At 70.8% G+C, this 24,140-nt stretch carries 19 protein-coding genes; 9 read left to right on the forward strand and 10 right to left on the reverse strand.

Annotated features, from left to right (window positions below; translation table 11 throughout):
• Window positions 1-121 precede the first annotated feature (121 nt).
• Window positions 122-2,485 carry a transglycosylase domain-containing protein gene (locus ACWDR0_RS03275; RefSeq protein ID WP_456349895.1) on the reverse strand — a complete coding sequence of 788 codons (2,364 nt, stop codon included), beginning with the start codon at window positions 2,483-2,485 and terminating at the stop codon, window positions 122-124.
• Between the two features lie 492 nt (window positions 2,486-2,977).
• Here ACWDR0_RS03275 and ACWDR0_RS03280 point away from each other — a divergent pair, with 492 nt between their 5' ends.
• Window positions 2,978-3,322 carry a WhiB family transcriptional regulator gene (locus ACWDR0_RS03280; protein ID WP_040915279.1) on the forward strand — a complete coding sequence of 115 codons (345 nt, stop codon included), beginning with the start codon at window positions 2,978-2,980 and terminating at the stop codon, window positions 3,320-3,322.
• 334 nt (window positions 3,323-3,656) lie between these two features.
• On the opposite strand, the gene ACWDR0_RS03285 is transcribed toward ACWDR0_RS03280, so the two are convergent.
• Together ACWDR0_RS03285 and ACWDR0_RS03290 are read right to left on the reverse strand one after the other, a co-directional pair.
• A complete protein-coding gene (locus ACWDR0_RS03285) occupies window positions 3,657-5,165 on the reverse strand; it encodes an ArsA family ATPase (protein ID WP_456349896.1) in 1,509 nt (502 codons plus the stop codon).
• On the reverse strand, window positions 5,162-6,217 hold the full coding sequence (locus ACWDR0_RS03290; RefSeq protein ID WP_456349897.1) for an ArsA family ATPase: 1,056 nt from the start codon (window positions 6,215-6,217) through the stop codon (window positions 5,162-5,164). Before ACWDR0_RS03290 ends, ACWDR0_RS03285 begins: the two co-directional genes overlap by 4 nt.
• 242 nt (window positions 6,218-6,459) lie before the next feature.
• Here ACWDR0_RS03290 and ACWDR0_RS03295 point away from each other — a divergent pair, with 242 nt between their 5' ends.
• The 4 genes from ACWDR0_RS03295 to ACWDR0_RS03310 all read left to right on the forward strand — a co-directional run bounded on the left by ACWDR0_RS03295 (window position 6,460) and on the right by ACWDR0_RS03310 (window position 9,263).
• The gene (locus ACWDR0_RS03295; protein WP_456349898.1) at window positions 6,460-6,621 is read left to right on the forward strand and encodes a DUF4177 domain-containing protein; all 162 of its coding nucleotides are present in this window, start codon (window positions 6,460-6,462) and stop codon (window positions 6,619-6,621) included.
• Complete coding sequence (locus tag ACWDR0_RS03300; RefSeq protein WP_456349899.1) at window positions 6,618-7,100, forward strand: RidA family protein; 483 nt, start codon at window positions 6,618-6,620, stop codon at window positions 7,098-7,100. Before ACWDR0_RS03295 ends, ACWDR0_RS03300 begins: the two co-directional genes overlap by 4 nt.
• Before the next feature lie 355 nt (window positions 7,101-7,455).
• Window positions 7,456-8,436, forward strand: a complete 981-nt coding sequence (locus ACWDR0_RS03305) for an NUDIX hydrolase (protein WP_456349900.1) — start codon at window positions 7,456-7,458, stop codon at window positions 8,434-8,436.
• On the forward strand, window positions 8,433-9,263 hold the full coding sequence (locus ACWDR0_RS03310; RefSeq protein WP_456349901.1) for an MBL fold metallo-hydrolase: 831 nt from the start codon (window positions 8,433-8,435) through the stop codon (window positions 9,261-9,263). Before ACWDR0_RS03305 ends, ACWDR0_RS03310 begins: the two co-directional genes overlap by 4 nt.
• Before the next feature lie 174 nt (window positions 9,264-9,437).
• Here the strand turns inward: ACWDR0_RS03310 and ACWDR0_RS03315 are convergent, their stop codons facing one another.
• Window positions 9,438-10,112, reverse strand: coding sequence for a Crp/Fnr family transcriptional regulator (locus ACWDR0_RS03315; protein ID WP_006347667.1), 675 nt, complete (start codon window positions 10,110-10,112; stop codon window positions 9,438-9,440).
• A 323-nt stretch (window positions 10,113-10,435) separates the two neighbouring features.
• Between ACWDR0_RS03315 and nth the strand changes: the two genes are divergently transcribed.
• The 3 genes from nth to ACWDR0_RS03330 all read left to right on the forward strand — a co-directional run bounded on the left by nth (window position 10,436) and on the right by ACWDR0_RS03330 (window position 13,657).
• Window positions 10,436-11,311 carry an endonuclease III gene (nth, locus tag ACWDR0_RS03320; protein WP_456349902.1) on the forward strand — a complete coding sequence of 292 codons (876 nt, stop codon included), beginning with the start codon at window positions 10,436-10,438 and terminating at the stop codon, window positions 11,309-11,311.
• A gap of 145 nt (window positions 11,312-11,456) precedes the next feature.
• On the forward strand, window positions 11,457-12,263 hold the full coding sequence (locus ACWDR0_RS03325) for an NUDIX hydrolase (RefSeq protein ID WP_456349903.1): 807 nt from the start codon (window positions 11,457-11,459) through the stop codon (window positions 12,261-12,263).
• Between the two features lie 194 nt (window positions 12,264-12,457).
• Window positions 12,458-13,657, forward strand: coding sequence for a MarP family serine protease (locus tag ACWDR0_RS03330; protein ID WP_456350014.1), 1,200 nt, complete (start codon window positions 12,458-12,460; stop codon window positions 13,655-13,657).
• A 191-nt stretch (window positions 13,658-13,848) separates the two neighbouring features.
• On the opposite strand, the gene ACWDR0_RS03335 is transcribed toward ACWDR0_RS03330, so the two are convergent.
• The 6 genes from ACWDR0_RS03335 to ACWDR0_RS03360 all read right to left on the reverse strand — a co-directional run bounded on the left by ACWDR0_RS03335 (window position 13,849) and on the right by ACWDR0_RS03360 (window position 22,384).
• Window positions 13,849-14,037, reverse strand: coding sequence for a hypothetical protein (locus ACWDR0_RS03335; RefSeq protein ID WP_456349904.1), 189 nt, complete (start codon window positions 14,035-14,037; stop codon window positions 13,849-13,851).
• A 141-nt stretch (window positions 14,038-14,178) separates the two neighbouring features.
• Window positions 14,179-15,114, reverse strand: a complete 936-nt coding sequence (locus ACWDR0_RS03340) for an alpha/beta fold hydrolase (RefSeq protein WP_456349905.1) — start codon at window positions 15,112-15,114, stop codon at window positions 14,179-14,181.
• 195 nt (window positions 15,115-15,309) lie between these two features.
• Entirely contained in the window at window positions 15,310-15,777 is a 468-nt protein-coding gene (locus tag ACWDR0_RS03345) for a phage holin family protein (RefSeq protein ID WP_456349906.1), read from the reverse strand.
• Between the two features lie 80 nt (window positions 15,778-15,857).
• Window positions 15,858-17,273 (reverse strand): Na+/H+ antiporter NhaA, encoded by a 1,416-nt coding sequence (nhaA, locus tag ACWDR0_RS03350; RefSeq protein WP_456349907.1) that lies wholly within the window; start codon window positions 17,271-17,273, stop codon window positions 15,858-15,860.
• A 392-nt stretch (window positions 17,274-17,665) separates the two neighbouring features.
• Window positions 17,666-19,621, reverse strand: coding sequence for an acetate--CoA ligase (acs, locus tag ACWDR0_RS03355; RefSeq protein WP_456349908.1), 1,956 nt, complete (start codon window positions 19,619-19,621; stop codon window positions 17,666-17,668).
• Window positions 19,622-19,984: 363 nt separating this feature from the next.
• Window positions 19,985-22,384 (reverse strand): SulP family inorganic anion transporter, encoded by a 2,400-nt coding sequence (locus ACWDR0_RS03360; protein WP_456349909.1) that lies wholly within the window; start codon window positions 22,382-22,384, stop codon window positions 19,985-19,987.
• Window positions 22,385-22,679: 295 nt separating this feature from the next.
• Here ACWDR0_RS03360 and ACWDR0_RS03365 point away from each other — a divergent pair, with 295 nt between their 5' ends.
• The gene (locus ACWDR0_RS03365) at window positions 22,680-24,128 is read left to right on the forward strand and encodes a hypothetical protein (RefSeq protein ID WP_456349910.1); all 1,449 of its coding nucleotides are present in this window, start codon (window positions 22,680-22,682) and stop codon (window positions 24,126-24,128) included.
• Window positions 24,129-24,140 lie beyond the last annotated feature (12 nt).

The following is a 24,140-nucleotide window of genomic DNA, read 5'->3' on the forward strand; positions in this document are numbered from 1 at the left end:
CGAGCCGAGCGGGCGGGATACGCCGGTGGCCGCGGAGCAGCTCGGCGTGATCCGTAAGCAGTCGCAGGGAAACGGAAGGGCCCGGTTCGGGGAGAACCGGGCCCTTCCGTTCTGCGGTGTCTCAGGGCGAGAAGCCACTCCGCTGGCCGCCGCCTCCGATGACGCCCGGTGCCACGGAGACGCCGGGGATCGGGCCCCCGCCCGCGTCGCCCTCACCGTCGCCCTCGCCACCGCCGCCGTTTCCGGTGCCGCCGTCGGTCCAGCCGCCGATGTCGCCCCAGTTACCGCCGTTGCCACCGTTACTGCCGTTGCCGCCGGGGTTGCCCCAGGAGCCGTTGTCCCCGCCGTCCCCGTTGTCCCCGTCGCCCGGACGTTCGCCGTCCCCTCCGCCGGGGGTCTCGCCCGGCTCCGGCTTCTTCACATCCGGAATGGTGACCCGGTTGAACCTCGGGGCCTCCTTGCCGTCCAGCGCGCCGGTCATCGCCTTCCGCCAGATGGAACCCGGCACCTCACCGCCGAAGACCTTCGGCTTGAACCGGCCGCCGATGGTGATGTTGAACATCTTCACCTGCTGGGTGGGGCTGCCGACCCAGACCGCCCCGGCGAGATTGGGGGTGTAGCCGACGAACCAGGCATTCCGCCGGCCGTCGGTCGTACCGGTCTTGCCCGCGTTGTCCCGGCCCGCGAGGCCGGCCTTCGCGCCCGTACCGGCGTCGGAGACCACCCCGCTGAGCAGCGAGCTGATGCTGTCGGCGGTGTTCTGGCTCATCGCCCGCCGGCAGGTGCTCTCGGGTACGTCCAGCTTCCGCCCGTCGGCCGTTTTGATCGACTCGATGGCGACCGGGGTGCAGTACGTGCCCCGGTTGGCGAAGCCCGCGTACGCCGACGCCATGGTCAGCGGCGACATGCCCTCCGAACCCAGGGTCATGCCGGAGGGAGTGAAGGCGAGGTTCTTGCCGTTGCCCACCATCAGGCCCAGCTTGTCGGTCATGTCCTTCACCGGGCAGAGCCCGATATCGGCGACCATCTGGACGAAGTAGGTGTTGACCGACTTCTCCATCGCCTCCTTGAAGCTGTACGGACCGACCTCCGACTCCATCTCGTTCTCGACCTTGTCGTTGTCGGTGTTGACCCAGGGCTTGCCGTCGCAGGTCTGGATCGGGCTCGGGTACGGCATCTCGTACGGAGCGGGATACGTCTGCGACAGCGGCGTCCCCCGCTCTATGGCGGCCGCGGCGACGAACGGCTTGAACGTCGAGCCGACCGGGAAGCCGAAGTTCGACCCCTCCATCCGCTTGTCGACGGAGTAGTTGATCTGGGTCTCGTTCTTGCCGAAGCCGTACGGCTTGGACTGGCCCATCGCCAGGATCTTGCCGGTGCCGGGCTCGACCATGGTCACCGCGGTGGCGACCTTGTCGCCCTTGTAGACGTACTCCTTGATGGAGTCCTGCGCCGACTCCTGCGACTGCGGGTCGAGAGTGGTGCGGACGGTCAGGCCGCCGCGGTTCCACAGCTTGGACCGGTCCTCGCGGCTCTTGCCGAAGACCGGGTCGCTGAGGAAGACGTTCCGTACGTAGTCGCAGAAGAAGCCCGCTCCGCTGACCGCGGTGATACAGCCGTTCTTCGGGGTGCTCACCTTCAGCGCGACCGGCGCGAGCTTCGCCCGGTCGGCGTCGGCCTGGGTGATGTCACGGACCTCGGCCATCCGCTGGAGGACGATGTTCCGGCGCTTCTTCGCCTCCTCCTCGTCGTTGACCGGGTCGTAGCGGCTGGGGGACTGGACCAGCCCGGCCAGCAGGGCCGACTCCGCCAGGTCGAGGTTCCTGGCGGACTTGGAGAAGTAGCGCTTGGCGGCGGCCTCGATGCCGTACGCCTGCTGCCCGAAGAACGTGATGTTGAGGTAGTTCTCCAGGATCTTCTTCTTGCCCAGCTCCTCCTCGACCTGGATCGCGTACTTCAGCTCCTGGATCTTGCGGCCGAGCGTCTGCTGGGTGGCCTGGGCGACCTTGTCGGGATCGTCGCCCGCCTCCTCCACGAAGACGTTCTTCACATACTGCTGGGTCAGGGTCGACGCGCCCTGGGCGACGCCGCCCGACTGGGCGTTGCGGTTGAGCGCCCGCAGTACGCCCTTCATGTCGACCGCCCCGTGCTCGTAGAAGCGCGAGTCCTCGATCGCGATGATCGCCTTCTGCATGTACGGGGAGATCGCGGTCAGCGGGACGACCGTACGGTCGCGCGAGTAGACCGTCGCGATCGTGCCGCCCTCGGCGTCGAGGATCGTGGTCCGCTGACTGAGCGGAGGGGTCTTCAGATTCGCCGGGATCTCGTCGAACCCTTTGACCGTGCCTTTCGCGGCCAGTCCCAGCGCGCCCGCGGCCGGCAGGGCGATGCCCGCCAGTACGGCTCCGGCGAGCACACTGACACCGAGGAACTTGGCGGCTTGCTGGGTCCCTGACAGACCACCGCCGGAGCGGGTCTTTGGCATGGCGTCAGCCTACGTTCTCAATTGCCGGACAGGGGGGCAGCCGTTGGCCTAAGCTGCTCCCAACTGTCACAGCAGTGCGGTTTTGCATCAAGGCAATCATGGTCGTTCCCGGAATTCACCGGAACTCCCCAACTGTCTCCCTGGCGTGTCCCGTAGTCATAGGGGGCTGGTGAGAGGGAAAGTGGAGTTCGGCATTCCAGGCCGGGCCGCCCGATGGGCCGCCCGAAATCTCGCCGAATCTGCGCTATGTGCCGCGCGATGCCCTTGATGATCTGATGGTTCTGTCCCGGTTTGAGGGGTTGGGTTTATATGTCCTCGCCTCACTCCCCTGGGTGATCTGCCGCGTACGCATAGTCCGTTCGGGCCATTCGAGATTGGGCCCGCAGGGGGTGTTGCGCCGCGCCCGCCTTCCGTAACGTCCTCAACTGGCAGCGGTGAATATGCCGCTGCCGCCGTGGGGGAGCCTCGATTCGGGAGAGGACGGCAGCCGTGATGGGCTGGGTAACCGACTGGAGTGCGCAGGCAGCCTGCCGCACTACCGATCCGGATGAACTGTTCGTACAAGGGGCAGCACAGAACAGGGCCAAAGCGGTCTGCACCGGATGTCCGGTGCGAACCGAATGTTTGGCCGATGCCCTCGACAATCGTGTGGAGTTCGGTGTGTGGGGAGGAATGACCGAAAGGGAACGGCGCGCGCTCTTGCGCAGGCGCCCCACGGTCACCTCCTGGCGCAGGCTCCTGGAGACCGCGCGCACCGAGTACGAGCGCGGCGCTGGCATGCTGCCGGTCGGGCTCGACGACGACGAGACGTACGCCGCGTACGCCGCCGTGGGCTAGCCCGGCGCAGCGGTATCGCCAGTACTGCCTGGTCACGGCGATTGCGCGGAAGTCCGCCGTCCCGTTGCCGGGTATTCACCCGCCGCTGCTGCGGTCGATCCGTCGAAGCAGCCGTCGGTGGTAGTAACGCGCCTTCCCATGTGCGTGCGGGCGGGCGGTTATCGGCCGTCCGGGCCATGGGGCATGGTCGGCCTGCCGTGCTGCCCTATGCGTATGCCTTGCCTGTGGCGCGAAAGCGCCTGTAGGGAAGAGAGCGCTGAGGTGGTGCCGTGCGCGGATTCCCGTACGGGGTGCCGAGTGCGGAAGTGCTGTGGCGCGGGCCGCTCCGGTCCGGCTAGGTCTTTGTGCGCTTGGTTCGGGCGCCGCCGGCCGCCAATTGCTCACCGATCGCCCGCAGGCCCGCGAGATCGTGGACATCTCCGGGGAGCGCGGCAACATGAGCCACCGCCACTTCGGGGTGAAGGGCGGTGAAACGGTCCCGCATGCGCTGCTCACGCGCGAGCACCTGCATCCGTTCGGCATGCAGGCGCAACAAGCCGGCCGTCAGTGCTTCCGTGGTGTGTTCGTGGTGTGCCTCAAGGGGAGTGGGGTGCTCGGGGGCGTGGTCCACGGGCGGGGATTCGGGAGAGGCGCCCGTGGCCTCACGAACACCAGTCTTCCCTGACCCATGATCCACAATGCGGGCGTCGGCAAGATTTTCTGAGGATTCCACCAGCGGCTCGTCAGACACGTCAGACACGTCTGACACATCCGAATCATCAGACGCATGTGACTCGTGTGATTCATGTGAATCTTGCGGTTCGGCCCATTCGCCGAACTCTCCGATGGTGTCCGTGCCGTCCGCGCCGTCCGGGTCGGCGATGCCGTCGGTGTCATGCGCTTCCGGAGCCTCCGGCTCCAGCACCTCGGCCGCCGCCAGGGCCCGCTGAGCCGACAGCTTCTCCGCCCCGCTGCCGTGCACCCGGTTCAGCACCAGCCCGGCCAGCGGCATCTCCTCGGCCGCCAGCCGCTCGACGAAGTAGGCCGCCTCCCGCAGGGCGTCCCGCTCCGGCGCCGCCACGACGAGGAACGCCGTCCCCGGAGCCTGGAGCAGCCGGTACGTGGCATCGGCCCGGGTGCGGAAGCCGCCGAACATGGTGTCCATGGCCGCGACGAAGGTCTGGACGTCCCGCAGCAGCTGACCCCCCAGCAGCTTGCCGAGCGTCCCGGTCATCATGGACATCCCGACGTTCAGGAACTTCATACCCGCCCGGCCGCCCATCTTCGCCGGGGTGACCAGCAGCTTGATGAACTTCCCGTCCAGGAAGGACCCCAGCCGCTTGGGCGCGTCGAGAAAGTCGAGCGCGCTCCGCGACGGAGGGGTGTCGACGACGATCAGATCCCACTCGTCCCGGGCCCGCAGCTGGCCCAGCTTCTCCATCGCCATGTACTCCTGCGTACCGGCGAACCCGGCCGACAGGGACTGGTAGAAGGGGTTCTCCAGGATCGCGCGGGCCCGTTCGGGGTCCGCGTGGGCCTCGACGATCTCGTCGAAGGTCCGCTTCATGTCGAGCATCATGGCGTGCAGTTCGCCCGCCGGTCCGGCGCTGCCCGGTTCTATGCCCTTCACCCGGCGCGGTGTGTTGTCGAGGGAGTCGATGCCCAGTGACTGGGCGAGCCGACGGGCCGGGTCGATGGTGAGGACGACCACCCGCCGGCCGCGCTCCGCCGCGCGTACGCCGAGGGCCGCCGCGGTCGTCGTCTTGCCGACCCCGCCCGCCCCGCAGCACACGATGATGCGGGTGGCCAGGTCGTCGATGAGCGGATCGACCTGAAGGGGGCCGACGGCTGCGTCCAGGCTCATGAACCGGTCCCTGTCCCTTGGCCGGCGGTGCGCCGGTCGTCCTTCCGGCCGTTCGTCGCGGCCGCCGTCCCACGGGCCGTTCCCGCGGGGCGCCGTGCGTGCTGCTGGGCCCGCAGCTCCTTCGAGAGCCGGTACAGCCCGGCGAGGTCGACACCCTCGCTGAGCAGCGGAAGTTCATACGAGGGCAGCTCCAGCCCGGCCAGCGCGGCGCGCTGCTCCCGCTCCAGGGCGACCCGGCGGGCATGGTCGGACGCCTGGGCCAGCAGCGGGGCGACCAGGGACCTGGCGCCGCTCACCCCGGCCGCCGTGAGGGCCGCCGCGATCTCCGTACGGCGGCCGTCCGCGGCACCGCGCACCGCCGCCTCGTCCAGGACATGCGGGCGGACCATGTTCACGATGACCCGCCCCACCGGCAGGTCGGCCGCCCGAAGCTCGGCGACCCCGTCCGCGGTCTCCTGGACGGGCATCTCCTCCAGCAGCGTGACCAGGTGGACCGCCGTCTCCGGGGACTTCAGCACCCGCATCACGGCCTGGGCCTGGTTGTATATCGGCCCGAACTTCGCCAGCCCCGCGACCTCGTCGTTCACATTGAGAAAACGGGTGATCCGCCCGGTGGGCGGGGCGTCCATGACCACGTAGTCATAGGCGTACGAGCCCTGCTTCGTGCGCCGCCGGACCGCCTCGCACGCTTTGCCGGTCAGCAGGACGTCCCGGACCCCGGGCGCGATGGTCGTCGCGAAGTCGATCGCGCCGATCTTCTTGAGGGCGCGGCCGGCGCTGCCGAGCTTGTAGAACATCTGGAGGTAGTCGAGGAGCGCGCGCTCGGCATCGATGGCCAGCGCATAGACCTCGCCGCCCCCGGAGGAGACGGCGATCTTGCGTTCCTCGTACGGCAGTGCCTCCGTCTCGAAGAGCTGGGCGATGCCTTGTCTTCCCTCGACCTCCACGAGGAGTGTCCGCTTGCCCTCGGTCGCGAGGGCGAGCGCGAGGGCGGCGGCGACCGTGGTCTTACCGGTGCCGCCCTTGCCGCTGACGACCTGGAGCCTGCTCACGCTTTCGAGCCTAACCAGTCGGACCCTGCCCTACGCACGAGGCCACGTGCGGGCTGCGTCACGTGCCCACGGGACAGGTGTACGAGTACGGCCGGGCGGGGCGGCCGCACGGCACGGGTCCGGGGGTCCGGCGGGATGCCGGGCGGGATACGGCGGGGGAGCCGAACGGGCCGCGGGCGGACCGCAGGGGGAGGCGGGCGGGTGGATCCGGGGCGGCGGACCGGGACGGATACAGTCGGCCCATGACCAAGAAGTGGGAATACGTCACCGTGCCGCTCCTCGTGCACGCGACCAAGCAGATTCTGGACAACTGGGGCCAGGACGGGTGGGAGCTCGTCCAGGTCGTGCCCGGTCCCAACCCCGAGCAGCTCGTGGCGTACATGAAGCGGGAGAAGACCTCGTGACGACCGCCGGTGGCGGGGTCGTCGAGGCCCGCCTGGCGGAGCTGGGCCTGACGCTGCCGGAGGTCGTACCGCCGCTCGCCGCGTACCAGCCGGCCGTCGTGTCGGGGCCGTACGTCTACACGGCGGGCCAGCTTCCGATGGTGGAGGGCAAGCTGCCGGTCACCGGCAAGGTCGGGGCCGAGGTCACCGCCGAGGAGGCCAAGGAACTGGCCCGGACGTGCGCACTGAACGGCCTGGCCGCCGTGAAGTCGGTCGTCGGCGACCTGGACCGGATCGCTCGAGTGGTGAAGGTCGTCGGCTTCGTCGCCTCGGCGAGCGACTTCACCGGCCAGCCCGGCGTGATCAACGGCGCGAGCGAGCTGCTGGGCGAGGTCCTTGGCGAGAAGGGCGTCCACGCGCGGAGCGCGGTGGGTGTCGCCGTACTGCCGCTGGACGCACCGGTCGAGGTCGAGTTCCAGATCGAACTGGTGCAGGACTGACTGACTGAGCTGCGCTGCCGGTAGTGGCCGTGGCAGGAGCCGGGCCGGGGCCGTCGGCAGGCACGGGTCGCCTGCCGCGGGCTGCCGGTCCCCTCCGGCGGTTCCCGTTGTGGGCCGCGCCCGGTCCGGCGGCCGTACGGCGGCCCGGGGCTCGGCGGCCCGGTGGGTGCCGCGGCCCGTGGCCGGGCCTGTGCGCCCGTAAGCCCCCTGTGGCCCCCGCGGTGCCACTCCGGCCTCTTCGGCCGTCACAGCGGCCACCAGGTCCCGTGTAGGGGCCATCTTCGTTCCACGTGAAACAGGGCGCACTCGCCGGGCACCTCTCGAACATCCCGTCCGATCCGCATAGCATCCGGCCATGCCCGATGGTCAGTGGTACCCCCCGGAGTGGCCCGAACGGATCCGCGCACTGGCGGCCGGTGAGCTCGTCCCCGTCGTGCCCAGGCTGGCCGCGACCGTCATGCTGCTGCGCGACACCCCCGACGGCCCTGCCGTCCATATGCTGCGCCGCCGCGCCTCCATGGCCTTCGCCGGAGGCGCCTACGCCTATCCGGGCGGCGGGGTCGATGCCCGGGACTCCCGGCCCGTCCGCTGGGCGGGGCCCCCGGTCGCGGAGTGGGCCCGCAGGCTCGGTACGGACGAGGCGACGGCCCAGTCCGTGGTCTGTGCCGCCGTCCGGGAGACGTTCGAGGAGTCGGGGGTACTGCTCGCCGGGCACACCGCCGATACCGTCGTCGGAGCCGTGCACCACGACATGACGCACGGCGACATGACCCCAGGTCCCGGACCGGACGGCCCCGCCCCGGACAGCCCCGGACCGGACGGTCCCGCCGAGGCCGGTCCCGTACAGGTCCATGAGGATCCCGGTGGCTGGGAGGCCGACCGCCGGGCGCTCGTCGACCGCGAACTGTCCTTCGCCGACTTCCTGGACCGCAGGGGGCTGGTCCTGCGCTCGGATCTGCTGGGTGTCTGGGCCCGTTGGATCACACCCGAGTTCGAATCCCGCCGCTACGACACCTGGTTCTTCGTCGCGGCCCTCCCCGAGGGGCAGCAGACCCGTAACGCGTCCACCGAGGCGGACCGTACGGTCTGGATCCGGCCCGCCGACGCGGCCGCCGGATACGACCGGGGCGAGCTGCTGATGATGCCGCCGACCATCTCCACGCTCCGCGAACTCGTCCCGTACGACACGGCCGCGAAGGCGGTCGCCGCCGCGGACGGGCGGGTGCCGGACCCGGTCCTCGCCACCGCCCGGCTGGAGGGCGACACCCTCGTACTGAGCTGGCCGGGGCACGAGGAGTTCACCAAACACATCCCCGCCGACGGAGGTACGCGATGACGGAGGCGGCGGCCCTGCCCGGACAGCCCCGCGGCGGTGTCCTCTCCGGACCCGCCACCGCCCGGGCCGTTAACGTCCTCGCGCCGAACCCCTCGGCGATGACGCTCGACGGCACCAATACGTGGATCCTCGCCGAGCCCGGCTCGGATCTGGCCGTGGTCGTCGACCCCGGTCCGCTCGACGAGACCCATCTGCGCCGGGTGACCGAGACCGCGGAGCAGGCGGGCCGGCGGATCGCCCTCACCCTGCTCACCCACGGCCATCCCGACCACGCCGAGGGCGCCGCGCGCTTCGCGGAACTGACCGGGACGAAGGTCAGGGCCCTGGACCCGGCGCTGCGACTCGGCGACGAGGGCCTCGGCGCGGGGGAGGTGATCACCGTCGGCGGTCTTGAACTGCGGGTGGTCCGCACCCCCGGCCACACCGGCGACTCCCTGTGCTTCCATCTCCCCGCCGACGCCTCCGTGCTGACCGGTGACACCGTCCTCGGCCGGGGCACCACGGTCGTGGCCCACCCGGACGGGCGGCTCGGCGACTATCTGGACTCCCTGCGCAGGCTGCGCTCCCTCACCGTCGACGACGGGGTGCGAACCGTTCTGCCCGGCCACGGACCCGTCCTCGACGACGCCCAGGGTGCCATCGAGTTCTATCTCGCCCATCGGGCCCACCGGCTGGCACAGGTCGAGACGGCGGTCGAGAACGGCCACCGGACGCCCGCGGAGGTGGTCGCCGCGGTGTACGCGGAGGTGGACCGCTCGCTCTGGCCGGCGGCGGAGCTGTCCGTACGGGCGCAGCTGGAGTATCTCCGCGAGCACGGGCTGATCTGACCCCCCGGACAGCCCCTGACGGCCGACGGCGGAGCGGGTCGCTCCGCGGAGTGGCCCGGCGGAGAAGAAGCGGACCGGAAGAAGCGGAGCAACGGAAGGGGCCCGGAACCGATCGGTTCCGGGCCCCTTCACATGCTGCGAGGCGGCCGTACGCGTACGGGGTACGGCTCCGGGTCAGCGGGAGCGCTTCGCCAGCCGCTCGACGTCGAGCAGGATCACGGCCCGTGCCTCCAGCCGCAGCCAGCCGCGCTGCGCGAAGTCCGCCAGGGCCTTGTTCACGGTCTCCCGGGAGGCGCCGACCAGCTGGGCCAGCTCCTCCTGCGTCAGATCGTGGACGACATGGATGCCCTCGTCCGACTGGACACCGAAGCGGCGCGACAGGTCGAGCAGGGCCCGGGCCACCCGGCCCGGCACATCGGAGAAGACCAGGTCGGACATCTGGTCGTTGGTCTTGCGCAGCCGGCGGGCAACGGCGCGCAGCAGCGCGGACGCCACCTCGGGGCGGGCGTTCAGCCAGGGCTGGAGGTCACCGTGGCCCAGACCGAGCAGCTTGACCTCCGTCAGCGCCGTCGCGGTCGCGGTGCGCGGACCCGGGTCGAACAGGGACAGCTCACCGATCAGCTCACCGGGGCCGAGGACGGCGAGCATGTTCTCGCGGCCGTCGGGCGAGGTGCGGTGGAGCTTGACCTTGCCCTCGGTGACCACGTACAGGCGGTCACCGGGGTCGCCCTCGTGGAAGAGCGCGTCACCTCGGGCGAGCGTCACCTCACTCATCGAGCCGCGCAGCTCCGCCGCCTGCTCGTCATCGAGCGCCGCGAAGAGCGGGGCGCGCCGCAGAACGTCGTCCACGAGTTCTCTCCTTGTCGACCTGCTCAGGGACCGTGGCCCCCATGATGCCGGACCGCACCGTGCCCGTCCGGGGGACACCGCGGGCGGGACGCGTAGGACAGCTTCGCCGCGGCGGACCTGGCAAGTAAATATTCGTGCGATCAATCACAACAAGTTTGACGTACTGGAGCACGTGTTCGTGCTCCAGGGGCCCGATTGGGTCCGGATCAGCGGTGGCCGGGGCGGACGCGGACGGTGGACCGTAGGCTGGCCGGGTGTCCAAGTCGCCGGTGAGAGCGCAGGCCAAGGGGGCCGGAAGAGTGTCCGGAAAGCAAAATTCCGCTATGGGCGAACAAGCTCCCATCGGTACCCGAAATGCCGCAAAGTCCGGTAAATCGCCGAGCGGGGCCCGCCCTGCCCCGTCCCGTGCCCGCAAGCGCGCCGAGCCCCGGCCGGAGTCGCGGCTCGCCATGGTCCGCCGGGCCCGCCGGATCAACCGCGAGCTGGCCGATGTGTATCCGTACGCCCATCCCGAGCTGGACTTCCGCAATCCGTTCGAGCTGCTGGTCGCCACCGTGCTGTCGGCGCAGACCACCGACCTCAGGGTCAACCAGACGACGCCCGCGCTCTTCGCGGCCTATCCCACCCCGGAGGAGATGGCCGCGGCGGTCCCCGAGGAGCTGGAGGGCATCATCCGGCCCACCGGCTTCTTCCGTGCCAAGGCCCGTTCCCTCCTCGGGCTCTCCGCGGCACTCCGCGACGGCTACGACGGCGAGGTGCCGGGGAAGCTGGAGGAGCTGGTGAAGCTGCCGGGTGTGGGGCGGAAGACCGCGTTCGTCGTCCTCGGCAATGCCTTCGGGGTCCCCGGCATCACGGTCGACACCCACTTCGGAAGGCTCGTCCGCCGCTGGAAGTGGACCGAGCAGGAGGATCCGGAGAAGGTCGAGGCGGAGATCGCCGAGATCTTCCCGAAGTCCGACTGGACCATGCTCTCCCACCGGGTGATCTTCCACGGCCGCCGGATCTGCCATGCCCGCAAACCGGCTTGCGGCGCCTGCCCGATCGCCCATCTCTGCCCGTCGTACGGAGAGGGCGAGACCGACCCCGAGAAGGCGAAGCTGCTGCTCAAGTACGAGATGGGCGGTAAGCCGGGACAGCGTCTGAACCCGCCCGCGGACTACCCGGGCAGCCCCGCAGCACCCCTTGAGGCCACCGGTTAGGCAGCGGACGGACGCCGGTACGGACGCGCCGGGCCCGACAGCGGGCCGGACAGCGGGCCGACCTCGGGCCGGCCTCCGGCGACAGCCTGTGAAACAGGCGGAACGATCTGTGCCGGCCGGTGCGTTGTGAGACGAGGGGGTGCCCATGCGCGCACGACAGACGGGAACCGGCGGTGACGGTGAGACCGAGGTGTACGGAGCCGGGGTGTCCGGATCCGGGGTGTCCGGGGTGTACGGACCCGGCGGATCCGCCCGGGCCACGGGCGTGAACGGCCGCAGCGGCTTCGGAGGCGCTGTCTCCACCGCGGGCCTGCCCCGCTGGCTGGACCCCGTTGTCACGGTGCTGGAGACCGTCCAGGGCCGCCAGCTCAGCCGCTATCTGCCCCCCGCCGGCGGCCATGGCAGACCGTCGGCCGTACTCGTCCTCTTCGGCGAGGGCGCCGACGGCCCCGAACTGCTCCTCATGGAGCGCGCGGGCGGTCTGCGGTCGCACGCCGGGCAGCCCTCGTTCCCCGGTGGTGCCCTCGACCCCGAGGACGGCGACCCGGAGACCACGGGTCCGCTGCGTGCCGCGCTGCGGGAGGCGGAGGAGGAGACCGGCCTCGACCCCGCGGGCGTACAGCTGTTCGGCGCCCTGCCCAAGCTCTACATTCCGGTGAGCGGCTTCGTGGTCACCCCCGTACTGGGCTGGTGGCGCGCGCCCACCCCCGTGGGAGCGGTCGATCCGGCCGAGACGGCCCGGGTCTTCACCGTTCCCGTGGCGGATCTCACGGACCCGGCCAACCGGGCCACGGCCGTCCACCCCAGTGGTCACCACGGCCCGGCGTTCCTGGTCGAATCTGCTCTGGTCTGGGGTTTTACGGCCGGAGTCATCGACCGCATCCTGCACTTCGCGGGCTGGGAACGCCCCTGGGACCGGGCCCGGCAGGTCCCCCTGGACTGGGGCTCATGACAGGCTGAACCCTTCGCGTACCGACGAGTCACCCCCGTACAACCCCGGTGCAGCCCCCGTACACCGCAGTACACCCCCGTACGGATCCGTATCTCCCGGGTGTTCTTGGTGCCCGGCCGGGCACCTTTCCCCCGAGCCCCTTCCCTCCCTTCCGACCCCCCTCCGCCGAGACAGTGACTGCGAGGCAAATGACGGTGAATGTGCTGGACATCCTGCTGCTGGTCGCGGCCGTATGGTTCGCGATCATCGGCTATCGGCAAGGGTTCGTCGTCGGCATCCTCTCCGTCATCGGCTTCCTCGGTGGCGGCCTGGTCGCGGTCTATCTGCTGCCGGTGCTCTGGGACGAGCTGACGAACGGGTCCGAGGTGTCCACCACCGCGATCGTCGTCTTCGTCGTCGTGGTGATCGTCTGTGCCTCCGTCGGCCAGGCGTTCACCACCCATCTCGGCAGCCGGCTCCGCCGCCACATCACCCGGTCACCCGCCCGGGTGCTGGACGCCACCGGCGGCGCCCTGGTCAACGTGGTCGCCATGCTGCTGGTCGCCTGGCTGATCGGATCGGCGCTGGCGGGCACCACCCTGCCCACGCTCGGCAAGGAGGTCCGCAGCTCCAAGGTGCTGCTGGGGGTCTCCCAGGTGATGCCGGAACAGGCATCCCATCTCTTCAACGACTTCTCCGGTGTCCTCGCGCAGAACGGCTTCCCGCAGGTCTTCAGCCCGTTCTCGAACGAACCCATCAAGGAGGTGCAGGCCCCCGACCCGGCGCTCGCCGGCAGCCCGGTGGTCGCCCGCGCCAAGAAGTCGATCGTCAAGGTCGTCGGTACGGCGAACAACTGCGGCAAGGTCCTCGAAGGCACCGGCTTCGTCTTCGGCGAACGGCGCGTCATGACGAACGCCCATGTCGTCGGCGGTGTCGACGAGCCGACCGTGCAGATCGGCGGAGAGGGCAAGCTGTACGACGCCAAGGTCGTCCTCTACGACTGGCGGCGGGACATCGCCGTACTGGACGTGCCCGGCCTCAAGGCGAAGCCGCTGCAGTTCGCCGACACCGACGCGCGCAGCGGGGACGGCGCGATCGTCGCCGGCTTCCCGGAGAACGGCGCGTACGACGTCCGCTCCGCGCGCGTCCGCGGCCGGATCAACGCCACCGGCCCCGACATCTACCGCCGCGACACCGTCCACCGCGATGTGTACTCGCTGTACACGATGGTCCGTCAGGGCAACTCCGGCGGACCGCTGCTCACCCCGGAGGGCGAGGTCTACGGCGTGATCTTCGCCCGCTCGCTCGACGACAAGAACACCGGCTACGCGCTGACCATCGACGAGATCGCCGACGACATCACGGCCGGGCTCGCCGCCAACCAGGAGGTCAGCACGGAAGGCTGTGCCCTCTAGACACGGACACGGCCTGCCGGCCGCTGGGGGCGGAGTGGCCGCCATGGCCGCTCTCCACGGCCGTTCCCTCCGTGGTGCGTTCGGCGTCCCCGCGGTGCGCCCGCCGCCCCTCCGCGGCACGCCCGGTCGGCGACCCGCGGCCGGAAGGGCCGTGGAGCGTCAAGGGCGTTCCGCCGAGGGGCAGGCGGGAGTCAGCCGCGGGTGTGCCGGAGCCGGGCAGACACCCAGCGCGCCCGGCGCCGCAGAATCCTGGGAATTCCGATGCCCTGTACCGAGTGGTCATGACTCCGGCCCTGGGGGCCGTCCCCGTCATGAGAGCCCGGCCCATTGGCCGGGCGACGGTCACGTGCCGCGTCGCCATAGTCGTACGTCCAGCCCATACCGGGACGTCTGCCCGGGCCCCAAGGTCGGTAACCGTACGGAGGCCCGCCAATTGGCCTATGCGCCGGGCACGTGGCCACGACCCGCCGCCGGGACGGCATCCCGCTCCAGCGGGCCCGGCCCGATCCGTAGGAAACTCCCTACCGGTCCGGCTCCGGGTCCTTCAGCCAGTTGACGAGTTCGGTGGAGAACGCCACCGGGTCCTCCTCGTGCGGGAAGTGGCCGAGACCGTCGAAGAGCCGCCAGCGGTACGGCGCCTCCACGTACTGCCCGGACCCCGCCGCGCTCCGCGTCCGCATCGCCGGGTCCAGCGAGCCGTGCAGATGGAGCGTCGGCACCCGCAGCGGGCGCTTCATCCGGCGGTTGAACTGGATACCGTCCGGGCGGGCCATCGACCGCACCATCCAGCGGTACGGCTCGATCGAGCAGTGCGCCGTCGACGGAATGCTCATGGCCCGCCGGTACGTGTCCAGAACGACCTCGTCGGGCGGCTTCGGCCCGGACCAGTCGGTGATCAGCTCGCCCACCAGCGCCGCGTCGTCCGCGACCAGCCGGCGCTCCGGGATCCACGGACGCTGGAAACCCCAGATGTACGAACCGGCGCGGGTCTGGGCGAAGTCGGAGAGCATCGCCGAACGCCACCGCCTGGGGTGCGGCATCGAACAGACCGCCAGCCGGCGCACCAGCTTGGGCCGCATCACCGCGGCCGTCCACGCCAGATAGCCGCCCAGATCGTGTCCGACGAGGGCGGCGTCCGGCTCGCCGAGCGAGCGCACCACACCGGTGATGTCGAGCGCGAGGTTGGCGGGGTCGTAACCCCGCGGCGTACGGTCGCTGCCGCCGACCCCCCGCAGGTCCATCGCCACCGCGCGGAAACCGGCGTCGGCGAGCGCCGGCAACTGGTGCCGCCACGCCCACCAGAACTGCGGAAAGCCGTGCAACAGCAGCACCAGGGGGCCGTCGCCCATTTCGGCGATGTGGAAGCGCGCGCCGTTGGCCGCCACATCGCGGTGGGTCCAGGGACCGTCGATGCGTACGGGGCTTCCGGAGCCGGTGCCGGAGTCAGGGGCCGTCATGCCCACGAGCGTGCCACACCGGCCGGGGTGGTGCGGCCCGCACTCATCACTCGTACGGGTGTACGGGTGTACGGGTGTACGGGCCTGCGGTTCGGCGGGCCGGGGCCGTCACCCGGTCCGGCGCCCGGGTTCACGGTCCCGCGGTCCACGCCCCCGCGGTCCGCGAGGTCCGGTCCCGGTCCCGGCGCCGGGGCTTCAGCGGCGGGAGAGCGCCCGCTCCGCCGCGGCCGGAAGCTCCGGGCGCCGGACGGCCTCCGGGCGCGGGTGGGGCTTGACGTTCTGCAGCACGGCCGCGGTCTGCTTGGCCGACGCGATGGTCTTCTCCGGCGGCTTGACCTTCTTGAACTTCGCGATGGCCAGCAGCGACAGCAGCACCGCCAGAATGACGTACGCCCCGCCCACGATCAGGAACGACCAGGCCAGGCCGAGCCCCAGATTGTGGATGCCGTACGCCGCGGCGAAGCTGAATACCGGCAGCGAGAACAGCAGGAAGACACCGGCGATCACAAAGGCGATGGAACCCGTGATGCCGCGCTTCACGTCCTGCCGGAGTTCCGCCTTCGCCAGCGCGATCTCGTCGTGCACCAGCGCCGACATCTCGGCGGTCGCCGATGCGACCAACTGGCCGATGCTGCGCTCGGCACCGCTGCCGGGGTCGCTCATGGCTGCTCCCTCTTCCGCTTCCGTGTGTTCCCGGACGTCCCGGACCGGGCCGGACCGGATGGCCCCGGCCCGTCATCAGATCATGCCGGACCCCGGCCGTCGGTGCGCGACGCCCCCGCTTCCCCGGCCGCGGCGGCCGCCAGCTTCCGGTGTTCGGCGGCCTTCTTCTCGTAGATCTCCGCCATCCGGAGGTGGTACTCGGGGTTGTCCTGCTCGTAGACGTCGGGAATGCCGTCCTGGTCCTCGTCGCGCTCCTCCGCCTCGTACAGCGCCTGGTACTTGCGGACCCGCAGTTTGAGCAGGACGGCCGCGAATACGGCGGCGATCAGGGAGCCGACCAGCACCGCGGCCTTCACCGAGTCGGTGAGGACCGGGTCCCCGGCGAAGGCGAGTTCGCCGATGAGGAGCGAGACGGTGAAACCGATACCGGCGAGGGTGGCGACGGCGAACACATCGGGCCAGGCCAGCTCGTCGTTGAGTTCCGCGCGGGTGAAGCGGGCCGCCAGCCAGGTGCCGCCGAAGACGCCGAACGCCTTGCCGAGGACCAGGCCGAGGACCACTCCCAGCGTCTCCGGCTCGGTGAAGACCCGGCCCAGCGCACCGCCGGAGACCAGGACTCCGGCGGAGAAGAGGGCGAAGAGGGGGACGGCGAAGCCCGCGGAGACGGGGCGTACCAGATGCTCGATGTGCTCACCGGGGGAGTGCTCCTCGCCTTCGCGGCGGGTGCAGCGGAGCATCAGGCCCATCGCGACACCGGCGATCGTGGCGTGGACACCGCTGTTGTACATCAGGCCCCAGATCAGCAGTGCCAGGGGGACGTAGATGTACCAGCCGCGGACGCCCTTGCGCAGCAGCAGCCAGAAGACGGCGAGACCGATGACGGCACCGGCCAGTGCGGCGAAGTCGAGTTCGCTGGTGAAGAAGATCGCGATGATCATGATCGCGAAGAGGTCGTCGACGACGGCGAGCGTGAGGAGGAAGGCCCGCAGGGCCGAGGGCAGCGAGGTGCCGATCACCGCGAGGACGGCCAGGGCGAAGGCGATGTCCGTGGCGGTGGGGACGGCCCAGCCCCGGGTGTCGCCGCCGCCGAAGGTGACCGTGGCGAAGTACACCAGCGCGGGGACGGCCATACCGCAGATCGCGGCGATGACGGGGAGCGCGGCGGCCTTGGGGTCGCGCAGTTCACCGGCGACGAGTTCCCGCTTCAGCTCGATACCGGCCACGAAGAAGAAGATCGCGAGGAGTCCGTCGGCGGCCCAGTGCTGGATCGACAGGTCGAGGCCGAGGGACGCGGGGCCGAAATGGAAGGAACGTATCGCCTCGTAGCTGTCCCGCAAGGGTGTGTTGGCCCAGATCAGCGCGGCCACGGCGGCCAGCAGCAGCAGTACGCCGCCGACCGTCTCGGTGCGCAGCGCGTCCACCACGAAGGTGCGCTCGGGAAGAGAGAGCCGCCCGAGGAACTTACGGGGGGTGGGCGTGGGGGTGGGCGCGGGCATGGCGGAGATCCTCCGGCGGTCGGTCGGGCAGGGCGAAGCACATGCCGACCAGACTTCCCGGCGCACCTAGGTATTTCTTGGCGCATCTTTGATGCGGTCCTTACTTTACCCAAGTGGGCAAGGGGGCATCCGGCGTCCTCCCACTCTAGGACTTCGCGGACTTTTCGCACGTCGGAGGGGGCGGAGGGGCCGACAGGTTTCCAACAGCCACCGGAAAGGCGTGGGTGCGGGGGCGGCGCTCGGGCGTGCGCGGGGGCGTGCGGAGGAGTACGGGGGCGCTGAACGCGCACCGGGCGGCCGCCCGCGCCTCGGTGCGAGGCACGGGCGGCCGCCCGGTGGTGTACCGCGGGTGTGCCGGGAGAGAGAGCCTCCCGGCCACGACGCTCTGCCGGTCAGTCCTCCGAGGCCGCGCTCGGCAGCTTCGTCTGGATGAGGTCCATCACCGAGGAGTCGGTGAGGGTGGTGACGTCTCCGAGCTGGCGGTTCTCGGCGACATCGCGGAGCAGCCGGCGCATGATCTTGCCGGAGCGGGTCTTCGGCAGCTCGGCGACCGGCAGCACCCGCTTGGGCTTGGCGATCGGGCCGAGGGTCGCCCCGACGTGGTTGCGCAGCTCGGCGACGAGGTTCTCGTCCTCGGACGCCGTACCCCGCAGGATCACAAAGGCGACGATGGCCTGGCCGGTGGTCTCGTCCGCCGCGCCCACGACCGCCGCCTCGGCGACCTTCGGGTGCGATACGAGGGCGGACTCGACCTCGGTGGTGGAGATGTTGTGGCCGGAGACGAGCATGACGTCGTCGACCCGGCCCAGCAGCCAGATATCGCCGTCGTCGTCCTTCTTCGCGCCGTCACCCGCGAAGTACTTGCCCTCGAACCGGGACCAGTAGGTGTCGATGAACCGCTGGTCGTCGCCCCAGATGGTGCGGAGCATCGACGGCCACGGCTCGGTGAGCACCAGATAGCCGCCACCGCCGTCCGGCACCTCGTTCGCCTCGTCGTCGACGACGGTCGCGGAGATGCCCGGCAGCGCGCGCTGCGCGGAACCCGGCTTGGTCTCGGTGACGCCCGGCAGCGGGGAGATCATCATGGCGCCGGTCTCGGTCTGCCACCAGGTGTCCACGATGGGCGCCCGGCCGCCGCCGATGTGCTCGCGGTACCAGATCCACGCCTCGGGGTTGATCGGCTCGCCGACCGAGCCGAGGACCCGCAGGCTCGACAGGTCGAACTTGGCGGGGATGTCGTCGCCCCACTTCATGAACGTCCGGATCGCGGTCGGCGCGGTGTAGAGGATGGTGACGCCGTACTTCTGGACGATCTCCCAGAACCGGCCCTGGTGCGGGGTGTCGGGAGTGCCCTCGTACATCACCTGGGTCGCGCCGTTGGCCAGCGGACCGTAGACGATGTACGAGTGGCCGGTCACCCAGCCGATATCGGCCGTACACCAGTAGACGTCGGTCTCCGGCTTGAGGTCGAAGACGGCGTGGTGGGTGTAGGCCGCCTGGGTGAGGTAGCCGCCGGAGGTGTGCAGGATGCCCTTGGGCTTCCCGGTGGTGCCGGAGGTGTACAGGATGAAGAGCGGCTGCTCCGCGTCGAACGCCTCGGGGGTGTGCTCCGCGGACTGGCGGTCCACGATGTCGTGCCACCAGACGTCGCGGCCTTCGGTGACGGCGGTGTCCTCGCCGGTGCGCCGCACCACCAGAACGTGCTCGACCTGCGGGCACTTGGTGACCGCCTCGTCGATGGCGGGCTTGAGCGCGCTCGGCTTGCCCCGGCGGTAGCCGCCGTCGGCGGTGATCACCAGCTTGGCGTCCGCGTCCTGGATACGGGAGGCGACCGCGTCGGCCGAGAAGCCGCCGAAGACCACGGAGTGGGCCGCGCCGATCCGGGCGCAGGCCAGCATCGCGACCACGGCCTCAGGGATCATCGGCAGATAGACGGCGACCCGGTCGCCCTTGCCGACACCCAGCTCGGTCAGGGCGTTGGCGGCCTTGGAGACCTCGTCCTTCAGCTCCGCGTAGGTGACGGACCGGCTGTCGCCGGGCTCGCCCTCGAAGTGGATCGCGACCCGGTCGCCGAGCCCCGCCTCGACATGGCGGTCGACGCAGTTGTACGCGACGTTGAGCTTGCCGTCCGCGAACCACTTCGCGAAGGGCGGGTTGCTCCAGTCCAGCGTCTCGGTGGGCTCGGTGGCCCAGGTGAGCCGGCGTGCCTGCTCGGCCCAGAAGCCGAGCCTGTCGGCCTTCGCCTGCTCATAGGCGTCAGCCGTGACATTGGCGTCCGCGCTCAGCGCGGCGGGCGGCGCGAACCGCCGCTCCTCACGCAGCAGGTTGGCCAGGCTCTCGTTGCTCACGACATCTCCCTTTCCCAGGGCGTCCTCAGTACCTGTGTGTCCCGGGCCATAGCTCATCAGCCGAAGGCCCGGGTGACAAGAGCCTTCGGGTAAATGGTTTAGACCTGTCGTGGGTTTTGCCCCGCCATGGTGGGCCGTTGCCGGGCCGCGGGGAGAAACGCCAGGTGGAGGCGGGCGTGTCGGCTGGATTTCGTACGGTCTCTCCTCCCCGGGCGGCGGGGAGGAGAGACCGTTACCCCGTTGCACGGGCCCCGGACGGCTCCGGTTCACCCCAGTTTTCGGAGTTTCCGGCGCGGGCCGGGCTCCGGTACGGGCCGGCCTGGCTCCGGTGCGGAGCGCGTACCGCGGGGCGGGCGTCTCCGGTCAGCTTCCGGTCCGGACCGAGCGGGCGCCCGACGGCGGTACCCGGTGGAAGACCATGTCGAACGCGGGCCCCGCAGCCACCGGCCCGCCGCCGGTCGCCGGCTCGCCACCGGGCGCGTCCTCCCGTGCTCCCTCCGGCTCGGCCAGCAGATATGCCTGTGCCTCGCCGACATGGAAGTACATGCCGTGGAGTTCGAGCGTCCCGTCGGCGAGTCTCCGGGCCACCGGCTCGTAGGCCCGCAGATGCTCCAGCTGCTGCACCACATTGGTCAGACAGAGCTGCTCCACCGCGTCCTTCGGCAGCCGGCCGGAGAGGCGGGCGGGTACGGCGCGGATGCTGCCCATCCGCTCCAGGCTCGGCAGCCCGTGCCGCAGCCACCGCCGGAGCGGGGTCTGTTCGCCGGTCCGGTCGCCGTCGGGCGGCAGCCGCAGCAGGGACTGCATCGCGCCGCAGCCCGAATGACCGCAGACCGTGATGGAGCCGACGCCCAGCACCTCGACGGCGTACTCGATCGCGGCGGCCACCGAGTCATCGCCGCTCTCCTCGCCGGGCAGGGGAACCAGGTTCCCGATGTTCCGTACGGTGAACAGGTCGCCGGGGCCGCTTGCCGTGATCATGCTGGTGACCAGGCGGGAGTCGGCGCAGGTGAGGAAGAGCTGGGAGGGCCGCTGGCCCTCCCGGGCCAGCCGCGCCAGCTCCTCCCGGACCAGGGGTGCCGTATCGCGCTGGAAGGAGCCGAGGCCGTCGGCCAGGCCGCGGCCGGTGCGCTTCCCGGGGGAGCTGTGGCAGTGGTGGTTGCGCCAGGGGGTCCAGGGCCGGCAGCAGCTCTGCGACTCCGCCGAGGGGCCGCCGATCCGGCCGCCCGCCCGGCCGGTGAACTCCACCGTCCCGCCGTGGGCCGTATGCGCCGCCTGCCAGTCGTGCAGCGCCTCGTACGCCGCGTGGTCCATAAAGGAGCCGTCCAGCTCGACCACGCAGTCCGTACCGCGCGGGACCTGGCTCAGCGCCCGGGTCAGCCGGGGCACCGCGAGGAATGTCAGCTGGCCGCGCACCCGGATCCGGTGGACACCGTCGTACTCCTCCTCGGAGATCCGGGTCCTGGTCAGCCGGTGCAGGGAGACGGCGACCGCGGCGGCGATGCCGATGGCCACGCCCTCCAGCACGCCCGTGGCGACGACGGAGAGCAGGGTCACCGCGTAGACGAGCATTTCGCGGTTGCGCCGGACGGTCCGCAGATGGGTGATGCTGACCATCTGGATGCCGACGACCATCACCAGCGCGGCGAGAGCCGCCAGCGGGATGAGGTCGAGCAGGGGCACCAGCAGCAGGGCGGCGAGGACGACCCACAGCCCGTGCAGCATGGTGGAGTTCCGGCTGACGGCTCCCGCCGACACATTGGCCACGGTCCTGACGGCCACTCCGGCGACCGGCAGTCCGCCCAGCGCGCCCGAGACGATGTTCGCGGCGCCCTGGCCGGCCAGTTCGCGGTCGAGGTCCGAGCGGGGGATCCGGGACTGGGCGGCGCCCGCCGCGGTCCGGGTCCGCTTGGCCAGCAGTTTGTCGACGGCGACCGCCGACAGCAGGGACTGGACGCTGGTGACCAGCGTGATCGTGACCACGGCGGCGGCGATGCCCAGCACCGGGTCCTGCGGCAGCTGCGGCAGGGCATGGCTGCTCCAGGACGGCAGGTCGACCCGGGGCAGCCCGGCCGGCCGGGCGACGACGGCGAACGCGGTGGCGCAGGCGACGGCCGCGAGCGCGGCCGGAATCCGCCGCAGAACCCGGCCGGTGCGGCCGGGGAGCCGGGGCCAGGCCAGCAGTACGGCGACGGTGACCGCGCTGACCGTGACGGCATCGGTGTGCAGCGCGGCCAGCCGGCCCGGCAGGGCCAGCAGGTTGTCGAAGGCGGCGGAGTGCGGGCTGCCGCCGAGCACGATGTGCAGCTGGGCGAGGGCGATCGTCGCCCCGATGCCCGCGATCATGCCGTGGACGATCGCCGGGCTGACGGCGAGAGCGGAACGGGCCACCCGCAGGGCGGACAGACCGAGCTGGGCGAACCCGGCGAGGACGGTGACGGCGCAGGTCGCGCGCCAGCCGTACTGCTGGATCAGATCGGCGGTGACGACGGTCAGCCCCGCCGCGGGCCCGCTGACCTGGAGCGGCGAGCCGCCGAACCGGCCGGCGACCAGCCCGCCGACGGCCGCGGCGACCAGCCCCGCCTGGAGCGGGGCTCCGGTGGCGAGGGCGATGCCCAGGGAGAGGGGGAGCGCGATCAGGAAGACCGAGATGGACGCGGACACATCGGCGCCCGCGATCCGGAAGCGGCCGGGTGGCGGGCTGTGGGGCAGAGGAGAGCCCTTGGGCGGCGAGTCGGTGCGGGTGGGGACGCAGGCGGACATGGTTCCCGTCTCCTCCGGGGCAGCGCGGTCGCGGAATGTGGGGGGCGCGGCCGTGGGCCACGGCGTGCAGCGGCGGGACATGCTGGAGAGCCTCAACTCTCAGTAAATTGATCGTAATGGAGAGTAAAGACCGAGGTCGGACAGTCCGGGCATATAGGTCAACGTTTCACCCTTTCCAGCGATTAATGCGGTTAATGCGGCCCGTCGCCGATCCCGCCGGCCGCCGCGGTGTGACTTTGTCGAATCGGTAATACCGATCGGAAAACCACAAAGTCATATGAAAGTGGGTGGGCGGATGAAGGCCGCCGTCGCACGGAGGGCCGCCGTCGGCGCGGTGGCCACGGCGCTGATCGCGGGGCTGGCGGGCTGCTCCCTCCCGGGTGACCGGTCCGCGCAGGAGGGCGCGCCGGGTGCCAAGAAGGCGCCCGCGCCCAAGGCCGCGCCGCAGTTGATCGGGGACGGCTCGACCGCGTTCACCGGGGTGCAGCCGAACCAGCTGAAGCCGCGGAAGCTGAAGCCCGGCCAGAAGCCGCCCCAGTTCGTCGTCTTCTCGTGGGACGGCGCGGGCGAGGACAGCCAGAAGCTCTTCTCCCACTTCCGCTCCGTCGCCCGGAAGTACGACATGACGATGACGTACTTCCTCAGCGGGGTCTATCTGCTGCCCGAGGAGAAAGCTTCCCTCTATCTGCCGCCGAAGCACGGCGCCGGCCGCTCCGACATCGGCTTCAACGATGTCCAGGGCATCCGTGACACCGTGCGCGAGCTGCGCGCCGCCTGGCAGGAGGGCAATGAGGTGGGCACCCACTTCAACGGCCACTTCTGCGGACCGGAGGGCGGCGACAGCTGGTCGGTCGAGGACTGGAAGAGCGAGATCAGCCAGGCCAAGGCCTTTGTGAAGAACTGGCGGACGAACTCCGGGCTGGCCGACGAGAAGCCGCTGCCCTTCGACTACGACAAGGAGCTGATCGGTGCCCGTACGCCCTGTCTCGAAGGCCGCAAGAACTTTGTGAAGGCCGCCTCCGAGCTGGGCTTCCGCTACGACACCAGCGGTATCAACGACCAGATCTGGCCCGAGAAGGAGCTGGGGGTCTGGGACCTGGGGCTCCAGATGGTCCCGTTCCCCGGCCGCGGCTTCGAGACGCTCTCCATGGACTACAACTTCATGGTCAACCAGTCCGGGACGGTCAAGGGCGACCCCGCGCAGCACGACTACTGGGGCCGCCAGATGCGCGACGGGCTCGTGCAGGCCTTCGACCGCGCCTACGACGGCAACCGGGCGCCGCTGATCATCGGCAACCACTTCGAATCGTGGAACGGCGGCACGTACATGCGGGCCGTCGAGGACACCATCGCCACGGTCTGCGTGAAGAAGGACGTCCGGTGCGTGTCCTTCAGGCAGCTGGTGGAGTGGCTCGACGCGCAGGACCCCGAAGTGCTGGCCAAGCTGCGGACGCTGAAGGTCGGCCAGGCGCCGGCGGGCGGCTGGCCCGCCTTCACGGGCGGGACGAAGGCCGCCGGTCCGGCGGGTGAACCCGGGGGCAAGGGGGCAGGGCCCGCCGGGGACGGAGCGGAGCCCGGACACCGGGCCGTACCGCCCGCCGGGGACGGGGCCGGACCCGCCCGGCCGGAGGCACCGGCCGACGGGGACGCGGCCGGTGATGCCGCCGGGCCGGAGGAGTCCTCGGCCGGGGACGGCGCGGAGGCTCCCCGGCCGGAGGACGGTCCGGCGGCGGACACGGCGTAGGGATGCCCTCCC

The organism is Streptomyces sp. NPDC003691, from assembly GCF_053981115.1.

Bases quoted from the DNA above. Each gene is read 5' to 3' on its own strand.
- ACWDR0_RS03340 (WP_456349905.1), bottom strand. From the start codon at position 15,114: ATGACGGCCCCTGACTCCGGCACCGGCTCCGGAAGCCCCGTACGCATC.
- ACWDR0_RS03295 (WP_456349898.1), top strand. From the start codon at position 6,460: ATGACCAAGAAGTGGGAATACGTCACCGTGCCGCTCCTCGTGCACGCG.
- nhaA (WP_456349907.1), bottom strand. From the start codon at position 17,273: ATGCCCGCGCCCACCCCCACGCCCACCCCCCGTAAGTTCCTCGGGCGG.
- nth (WP_456349902.1), top strand. From the start codon at position 10,436: ATGGGCGAACAAGCTCCCATCGGTACCCGAAATGCCGCAAAGTCCGGT.
- ACWDR0_RS03345 (WP_456349906.1), bottom strand. From the start codon at position 15,777: ATGAGCGACCCCGGCAGCGGTGCCGAGCGCAGCATCGGCCAGTTGGTC.
- ACWDR0_RS03305 (WP_456349900.1), top strand. From the start codon at position 7,456: ATGCCCGATGGTCAGTGGTACCCCCCGGAGTGGCCCGAACGGATCCGC.
- ACWDR0_RS03285 (WP_456349896.1), bottom strand. From the start codon at position 5,165: ATGAGCCTGGACGCAGCCGTCGGCCCCCTTCAGGTCGATCCGCTCATC.
- ACWDR0_RS03335 (WP_456349904.1), bottom strand. From the start codon at position 14,037: ATGGGCTGGACGTACGACTATGGCGACGCGGCACGTGACCGTCGCCCG.
- ACWDR0_RS03310 (WP_456349901.1), top strand. From the start codon at position 8,433: ATGACGGAGGCGGCGGCCCTGCCCGGACAGCCCCGCGGCGGTGTCCTC.
- ACWDR0_RS03365 (WP_456349910.1), top strand. From the start codon at position 22,680: ATGAAGGCCGCCGTCGCACGGAGGGCCGCCGTCGGCGCGGTGGCCACG.
- ACWDR0_RS03280 (WP_040915279.1), top strand. From the start codon at position 2,978: ATGGGCTGGGTAACCGACTGGAGTGCGCAGGCAGCCTGCCGCACTACC.
- ACWDR0_RS03360 (WP_456349909.1), bottom strand. From the start codon at position 22,384: ATGTCCGCCTGCGTCCCCACCCGCACCGACTCGCCGCCCAAGGGCTCT.
- ACWDR0_RS03275 (WP_456349895.1), bottom strand. From the start codon at position 2,485: ATGCCAAAGACCCGCTCCGGCGGTGGTCTGTCAGGGACCCAGCAAGCC.
- ACWDR0_RS03325 (WP_456349903.1), top strand. From the start codon at position 11,457: ATGCGCGCACGACAGACGGGAACCGGCGGTGACGGTGAGACCGAGGTG.